This is a genomic window from Neisseria sp. HMSC03D10, from assembly GCF_001807625.1.
Taxonomy (GTDB): Bacteria; Pseudomonadota; Gammaproteobacteria; order Burkholderiales; family Neisseriaceae; genus Neisseria; species Neisseria mucosa.
Genome location: NZ_KV789543.1, coordinates 11,251 through 19,579, shown reverse-complemented (window position 1 = coordinate 19,579; position 8,329 = coordinate 11,251). Strand labels below are relative to the sequence as shown.

Genomic DNA, 8,329 nt, shown 5'->3' with positions numbered 1-8,329 from the left:
TTGAAATCCGAATCCAAGGTCGTCTGAAAACTAGATTCCCAAGTTTTCAGACGACCTTATATATTGCTCCCCAAAAAGAGATGCTTAACAATACTTCTCTATCTGCGTATCACGCCCAAGTCGGCGGTTTACGGTTTACGGTATCGGATTGCGTGGGATAACCATTCTTCAATCTCTATCCACATGGCTCCTCCCATTTACAGCAAACCGGGCTGACCCAATGCGGGGTCGGTCGCGCGGGCGGCTTGTGCGTCTTCAACGGTCAGCCCCAAGGCTTTCGCCACGCCTTCACCGTAGGCGGGGTCGCAACGGTGGCAGTTGCGGATGTGGCGGTATTTGATGAAGTCGGGCGCGTCGCCCATGGCTGCGGCGGTGTTGTCGAACAAAGCCTGTTTCTGCGCGTCGTTCATCAGGTTAAACAAGGCGCGCGGTTGGCTGAAATAGTCGTCATCGTCTTGGCGGTAGTCCCAGTGCGCCGCGTCGCCGTTGATTTTCAAAGGCGGTTCGGCAAAGTCAGGCTGTTGCTGCCATTGGCCGAAGCTGTTGGGTTCGTAGTGCGGCAGGCTGCCGTAGTTGCCGTCGACGCGGCCTTGGCCATCGCGCTGGTTGCTGTGAACGGGACAACGCGGACGGTTGACGGGGATTTGGCGGAAGTTTACGCCCAGGCGGTAGCGTTGCGCGTCGGCGTAATTGAACAAACGGGCTTGCAGCATTTTGTCGGGGCTGGCGCCGATGCCGGGCACAAGGTTGCTCGGGGCGAAGGCGGATTGTTCCACATCGGCGAAGAAGTTTTCGGGATTGCGGTTCAACTCGAATTCGCCCACTTCGATCAACGGATAGTCTTTTTTCGGCCAAACTTTGGTCAGGTCGAAGGGATGATACGGCACTTTTTCCGCATCGGCTTCAGGCATGACTTGGATGTACATCGTCCATTTCGGAAACTCGCCGCGTTCAATGGCTTCGTACAGGTCGCGCTGGTGGCTTTCGCGGTCGTCGGCGATGATTTTTGCAGCCTCTTCGTTGGTCAGGTTTTTAATGCCTTGCTGACTGCGGAAATGGAATTTCACCCAAAAACGCTCGCCCGCTTCGTTCCAAAAGCTGTAAGTATGCGAACCGAAGCCGTGCATATGGCGGTAGCTGGCGGGGATGCCGCGGTCGCTCATGACGATGGTAACTTGGTGCAGGGCTTCGGGCAGCAGCGTCCAGAAGTCCCAGTTGTTCGTAGCGGAGCGCATATTGGTGCGCGGGTCGCGTTTGACCGCCTTGTTCAGGTCGGGGAATTTGCGCGGGTCGCGCAGGAAGAACACAGGCGTGTTGTTGCCGACCATATCCCAGTTGCCTTCTTCGGTATAGAACTTCAACGCAAAGCCGCGGATGTCGCGTTCCGCATCGGCTGCGCCGCGCTCGCCCGCCACGGTGGTGAAACGGGCGAACATCTCAGTTTGCTTGCCGACTTCGCTGAAGATTTTGGCGCGGGTGTATTTTGTGATGTCGTGTGTTACGGTAAACGTACCGAACGCGCCCGAACCTTTGGCGTGCATACGGCGTTCGGGGATGACTTCGCGCACGAAGTCGGCGAGTTTTTCATTCAGCCACAAATCCTGCGCCAGCAACGGGCCGCGCGGACCAGCCGTCAGGCTGTTTTGATTGTCGGCAACGGGCGCGCCGTTGTTCATGGTCAGGTAGGTTACGGGACATTTAGAGACAGTCATAATAATTTCCTTTGTGAAATGGTCAGTGGTTTATAAAACGATTTGCCGAAAAGCATATTCGTAGCCTGTTTCTTGGCATTCATAAATTTCTTGTATCGACATTTATTTTTCCTTTTAATTAAACTATGAATAGGACTATACAGAAAGATTTTGCCTATTGGAACTATGACTTCAATTTAATATTGTTATTATTAATTGAGATTTTATTTTTGTTAGATTTTTATTATCGAATAAATTAAACAAAAAGGTCGTCTGAAACTGTTTTCAGACGACCTTTTTGTATCTCCGTTCGCATTAAAGCTTGCGCATCATCATCATGAAATATGCGCCGCCTATGAGCGTGGCCATCATTCCGGCGGGGACTTCGTAAGGGAACATTACCTGCCTGCCCAGCCAGTCGGCCGTCATCATAACCGATGCACCGATGAGTGCGGCGGCGGCAAGTTGCTGTTTGGGCAGGCGTGCGCCGAGCATACGGGCCAGATGCGGCGCAAGCAGTCCGACGAAGCTCAAGGGGCCGATAAGCAGGGTAGATAAGGCGGTTAACGCTGCGCTTGAGACGATCAGCACCAGCCGTGCAAGGGAGACGTTGATGCCGACAGAGCGGGCGATTGTCGCGTTCAGACTGAGCAGTCCGAGCCAGCGTTGCAGCGGGAGGATGAGGAGGAGCGAGGCGACGGCGAGGAGGCCGACGGTAAGGGCGGATTCGGGCGTTGCCTGATAGGTCGAACCTGACATCCACAATAAAAGCAGTTGTACGCGGAAATCGCCGCTTGCCGTCCAAATGCGGATGGCGGCATCGGCGAGTGCGGCCAGTGCCATGCCGGTAAGCAGGATTTTTTCGGGGGTAAATCCGTTTTTGCGGTTGAACAGCATCAACAGCCCCAAGGATACGAGAGCGGAAACGATGCCTGTCAGCCAAAACCAGCTGCTGCCCGAGGTAATGCCGAACAGCATCACTACCGCCATCGCGCCGAATGCCGTTCCGGAGCTGATGCCCAAGAGTTCGGGTCCCGCCATCGGGTTTTGCGTCAGCCTTTGCAGTATGACGCCGGTCAACGCGAGCATGGTGCCGGTGGCGGCGGCGAGCAGCACGCGCGGGTAGCGGAATACGAAATATTCCGGGTCTATGGTCAGGCGCAGGGTTTCGTCATAGCGTCCGACCGTAAACGCCAATACCGATACGGCGACGGCGATAAGCGGCAGAAAACGCAAGAGGCGCGGGACGTGCGGCGCGGCGGTTGAAATATCGGAGGTCGTCTGAAACGAAGGACGCGGAGGTGCTTTCGCCGTCAGCCACAACAAAAGCGGCGCGCCGACGAGGGCAGTTACAGCGCCGGCGGGCAGATCGGTGCCGCGGTAGTGTTTCAGCAGCATCAGGCCGTTGTCCGTCAGCATCAAAAGCAGTGCGCCGATGATGAAGGAACAGATCAGGCGCATGGGCAGTGTGCGCACGCCCGTCTGCCGTACCAGCGTCGCCGCCGCCAATCCGACAAAGCCCATCATGCCGACAAAGCCGACCACGCCCGCACTCAAAAATGCAGCAACCGCCAAAGACAGCAGGCGGATTTTCTTCACCGGTATGCCTGCCGATTCCGCCTGCGTGTCGCCCAGGCTCATGATGTTTAACGGTTTGATTAAAAAGGCGGTAAGTATGGCAGCAACGGCAATCCACCACAAAAGCCCCAACGTATCGCGCCAACTGTCCTGCACCAGGGAGCCGCTGCCCCACTGCATCACGCCGCGCGTCTCTTCGCTGAAAAACAGCATCACGATACCGGTGAGGGAACCCAGATACAGGCTGACCACCAAACCCGCCAGCACGACGCTGAGCGGTTGCAGGGCGCGCCGTGCCGACAGCCGCAATACCGCGCCCAAAGCCGCCGCTGCGCCGGCAAACGCCACGGCGGACGTGCCGTAGGAGAGGAAGGAGGGGGCGAATACGGTTGCCGCCACCAGTGCCGTCTGTGCGCCGCTGCTGACTGCCAGCGTGCCGTCAGAGGCGAGCGGATTGCGCATCAGCTGCTGCATCAGCATGGTTGCCGCCGCCGTACTGCCGCCGGCGAGCAGCGCCATCGCCATACGCGGCAGGGTATTGTTCTGCACCATCAGTGCGTCCAGGGGTAGGGTGTCGGGGCGGTCGAAAATCCGCAGCCACGGCAGCGTCCATTCCAGCTTCAAGATCCAAAACGCCGTCAGCGCGCACGATATTGCCAACGCGGCGGCAAGGATAGGCAGGGGTCGTCTGAAAATCTTTACCATGCGACTTCCTTTTGTGCGGACGGGTTTTCAGACGACATCGAACGCATCAGTTGCAAAGTGAAACGCTGCATGGACGGCAGCGCGCCGTAGCTCCACGACGGCTCGAAGATGCGGCGGTTTGCAGGGCGGCTGAACGGCAGGCGTTGCCAAAGCGCGCTTTTTTCGAGCGTTGCACGTGTATTTTGAGGATGCGGTTTGACGATGATCAGCAGCGTGTCCGGCGGCAGCTTTGCTAAATCTAAAAGCGTGATGTTTTCGAAACCCCATTCGTTGCTTTTGCCCGTCCAGGCATTGTTCAGCTCCAATTTGTCGAACACGGCCTGAAACAGCGAAGTCTTGCCGTAAATCCGCAAATGCCGCCCGTCGGCAAACTGCACCACCGCAAACGGGCGGCCGCGATATGCCGAAAGCGCGGGTTTGGCGCGGGCAAACAGGTTTTCCGTACCGGCAATCAGCTTTTCGGCAGCGGCAGGGTCGCCGATGATTTTACCCAGCCTGCGCGTGGCTTCGACCGTGTGGGCATATTCGATGCCTTTTGCCGTGCCGAAATCCACTTCGCGTACCGGGGCGATTTTTTCAAACTGGGACTTGGCGGCGGCATACCAGGAAGATTGCACGAAAAAATCAGGCTTTATCTGATACAGCCGCTCCAAATTCGGCTGGAAGCGCAGCCCCGCTTCCTTGACGGCAGCGGGCAGCGGCGGATGGTTCACCCAGGTATCGTACACGCGGCGGTCGGCGACGCTGACGGGCGGATGCCCCATCGCCGTCAGTGTTTCGGCGACCGTCCAGTCCGAAGTCGCCACGCGCGGTGCGGCGGGTGCAGGCAGGGAAAACAGGAGGGCGGCGGTAAAAAACAGCCGTGCGGCAAGGCGGGGAATGTCGTCTGAAAAGCGGTGGGACATCGGCTTGGAAGGTCTTTCGGTTTTTGAATAAAGGGTCGTCTGAAACATATCGGAACAGGTATTCCACAATGGTCTGCAATGTCATCCGGTTTGGATTCGGGCGGCGGATTTTATGGTGGTCGGAGCTTATGCGGCGGGACGGCTTGCCTGCGTCAAGGCAATGCCACGGGGCGGCCGTTTTCAGGATGGGCGATGATGTTCATATCGACGCTGTAAATGTCTTTCAACACTTCTGCGGTCATGATGTCGGCGGGTTTGCCCGTTTTTAATAGCCGTCCCTGTTTGAGCGCGACCAGTTCATCGCAATACTGCGCCGCCAGATTAATGTCGTGGATGACGATGATGACGCCCAAACCCAAATCGCGAGACAGCTTGCGCACCAGTGCCATCACGTCGATTTGGTGGGCGATGTCCAAAGCGGCAAGCGGTTCGTCCAGCAGCAAAAAGCGGCTTTGCTGCGCCAGGCACATCGCCAGCCAGACGCGCGAACGTTCGCCACCCGAAAGCGTATCGACGATTTGATCGGCAAATTTTTCCGTATGCGTCAGCCGCAACGCCTGTTCCACCGCCTGTCTGTCCGCATCGTTCGTGCGCCCTAAAAGCCCGCTCCAGGCATAACGCCCCATCATAACCAGCTCGCGCGCGGTCAGCGCGGTGGCGGCGGGCAGGTGCTGCGGAAGATAGGCGACTTCTTTGGCGTATGCGCGGGCGGAATAGGCGCGTATTTCTTTGTCGTTCAGCAATATCCTGCCGCCTGCTGGTTCATGCTGGCGGGTGAGCAGTTTCAACAGCGTGGACTTGCCCGAGCCGTTATGGCCGATGAGGCCGTACACGCGGTTAGGGAAAAAGTTGACGCTGATGTCGTGCAGCAGCGAGCGACCGGGTATGGCGAAGGTGGCGTTTTGGATTTGGAACACGTTTCAGACGACCTTTTGGTGGGTTTGACGTTATTCGGAGAAAGCGGCGGAGCGGCAAAACCCATTGCCCGTTGTCGGTGCCGATGCCGCAAAGGCGGAGTTTTACGGCGGTTGTCCGAAAGCGTAAGGCAAAGTCGGACGCCTCAGGCTCCAAGGTCGTCTGAAAACGTTTCAGACGACCTTTGGACCGTTGGAGGCCGTTTGCCGCCCGTCCCTTAAAAATCGACCGAAGCCGACAGGGTGAAGCTGCGCGGTGCGCCGGCGTTCAGGTAGCCGTTGTTAGGGTATCCGCCGACGGATGCCCAGTATTTCTTGTTGGCAACATTATCGAGGCGGGCGCGGAAGGTGGCTTCGTGCTTGCCGATTTGGGTGCGGTAGCGCGCGCCAAGGTCGAAGCGCGTCCAGCCGCCGACTTTAAGCGTATTGGCTGCATCGGCGTAGGAAGAACCGGTGTAAACCATGCGTCCGTCAAATGCCAAACCCTGCACTTTCGGCACTTCCCATTCCAAGCCGATGTTGGCCTGGGTTTTGGCCACACCGATGGTGCGTTTGCCGTCGGTCGAGGACGAGCCGGTGGATTTCTGTTTGGCATCGAGCAGGGTTACGCCGCCCAAGAGTTTCACGCCCGGGGCAACTTCCCCGTAAACGGTGATTTCCACGCCCCGGTGGCGGTCTTTGCCTTCGGAGGTGAAGCGGGCGGTGTTGCCGCTTTCGGCAACGTAAAGCGAACGCGGTTTGTCGGTGTGGAACAGGGCCAATCCTGCGCCGAAGCCGTTGGTTTCAAATTTCGTGCCGATTTCTTTTTGTTTGGAAACATAGGGTTTGAGCGATTCGCCGGCATTGCTGACGGCGTAGGCCCGGCCGTTGATGGAGGCAGTCGAGCCTGCGGTCGCGCCTTGTCCCAGGCTTTCGATGTAGTTGCCGTACACCGACCAATTCGGCGTGATGCGGTACACCGCGCCGACGGCGGGACTGAGGCGCGATTTTTTGTAATTTTCGGTTTGCGCGCCCGTATTATAGGCGTAAGCCTTGTTATGCACCTGCTGCCAGCGCGCTCCAAGCATGAATTGCAGGCGTTTGTCCCAAAGGCTGAAGGTGTCGCCCAAGGCGAAGCTGGTCAGACGTGTTTTGCCGGTAACGGCAGGATTGCCTATGTCGTTGCCCGAATACAGCGGGTCGGCGGCTGCGGGTTGCGGATAGCGGGACGGGTTGTAGAGGTTGGTCGTATATTGGTTGCCCCAATCCATGATGTAAGCGTTTTTGCGCGAGGATTGGAAACGGTTGGCGGCGGCGGTCCATTCGTGCTCTACCGCGCCCGTATTGAATTTGCCGCGCAAACCGATTTCGCCCGTGTCGATTTTATCCTTACGCGCGTTGTCGAAGCGGTAAATCGATCCGTCGCCGTTGACATTGCGGACAGTCAGGTTTGCCAGAGAATTGTTTTCCTTGCTGCGGCGGAAGCCATAGGCGGCGTAGGCAGTCAGGTTGTCGTTGAAATCGTATTCGCCACGCATTGTGCCGAACCAGTCGCGCTCGTTGGAATACGTCCAGGGCTGCGCCCAGTTGGACGAAGCATCAGGCGCGGCCGGCACGGCGGTCATGCCTGACAGGGTAACATTGGTACGCGTGGCTTTGAGCTTGTTGTCCTGCCAGCCCAAATCGGCGGACAGGCGGGCATTTTCATTGCGCCAGTCTAGGCCGACATTGACCAGGCTGAGTTTGGACTTTTCGTCGTCTATTGCGGTTTTGCCGTTATGGTGCGCCGCATTGACGCGCACGCCGAATTCCTGATTTTGTCCGAAACGGCGCGCCACGTCCGCCGCCAAACCACCGCGTTTTCCCGCGCCGTAATTGGCAGTCAGCCGGTTCAATCCTTCATTGGACGCGCGTTTGGGCAATACGGATACCGTGCCGCCGATATTGTTGCCGCCCGGCGCCATGCCGTTTAAGAAGGCGGATGCGCCGCGCTGGACTTCCACGCGTTCGAAAAGCTCAGTGGCGATGTATTGGCGCGGCAGGATGCCGTAAAGGCCGTTGTACATGGTATCGTCCGATTCGGCGGCAAAGCCGCGTATGAAATACGCTTCCTGAAAATTGCCGTAACCGCGCGCAACGCGGACGGTCGGGTCGTTTTGCAGTACGTCGCCGACGCTGCGCGCATGTTTGTCCTGAATCAGCCTATTGGTGTAAGCAGTATTGGAGAACGGCGATTCTAGGTTTTTTTTATTGCCCAAAATACCCACGCGGCTGCCGCGCGCCACCTGTCCGCCCTTAAATGCAGGAATCAAACCGCCCTTGGATGCGTCCGCGCTGGCGGTTACGGTGATGGTTTCAAGTTCGGCGGTTTCTCGGACTTGGGGTTCGTCTGAGGCAAATGCCGCCGAAACGGCAAGGAGGGAGAGGCTGAGGATGCTGAGTCTGGAAGCGGGCTTAATCATTTGTATTTTCTTTCAAAAGTCGGTCGTAACGGTTAATTCTAAAAGAAAATTAATTTCATTTCAAAAAATATAGTGGATTAAATTTAAATCAGGAC

At 57.3% G+C, this 8,329-nt stretch carries 5 protein-coding genes; all 5 read right to left on the bottom strand.

Annotation, left to right across the window (positions count from 1 at the left end; translation table 11 throughout):
* Nucleotides 1-197: 197 nt before the first annotated feature.
* The 5 genes from katA to HMPREF3066_RS06575 all read right to left on the bottom strand — a co-directional run bounded on the left by katA (nt 198) and on the right by HMPREF3066_RS06575 (nt 8,234).
* A complete protein-coding gene (katA, locus tag HMPREF3066_RS06595; protein ID WP_070441374.1) occupies nt 198-1,712 on the bottom strand; it encodes a catalase KatA in 1,515 nt (504 codons plus the stop codon).
* 294 nt (nt 1,713-2,006) lie between these two features.
* Nucleotides 2,007-3,974 (bottom strand): Fe(3+)-hydroxamate ABC transporter permease FhuB, encoded by a 1,968-nt coding sequence (gene fhuB, locus HMPREF3066_RS06590; RefSeq protein WP_070441372.1) that lies wholly within the window; start codon nt 3,972-3,974, stop codon nt 2,007-2,009.
* Nucleotides 3,968-4,879: an iron-siderophore ABC transporter substrate-binding protein gene (locus HMPREF3066_RS06585; protein ID WP_321178914.1), complete on the bottom strand. Its 912-nt coding sequence runs from the start codon at nt 4,877-4,879 to the stop codon at nt 3,968-3,970. Before HMPREF3066_RS06585 ends, fhuB begins: the two co-directional genes overlap by 7 nt.
* 152 nt (nt 4,880-5,031) lie before the next feature.
* The gene (locus tag HMPREF3066_RS06580) at nt 5,032-5,796 is read right to left on the bottom strand and encodes an ABC transporter ATP-binding protein (RefSeq protein WP_070441366.1); all 765 of its coding nucleotides are present in this window, start codon (nt 5,794-5,796) and stop codon (nt 5,032-5,034) included.
* 215 nt (nt 5,797-6,011) lie between these two features.
* Nucleotides 6,012-8,234: a TonB-dependent receptor gene (locus HMPREF3066_RS06575; protein ID WP_070441363.1), complete on the bottom strand. Its 2,223-nt coding sequence runs from the start codon at nt 8,232-8,234 to the stop codon at nt 6,012-6,014.
* Nucleotides 8,235-8,329: the final 95 nt, after the last annotated feature.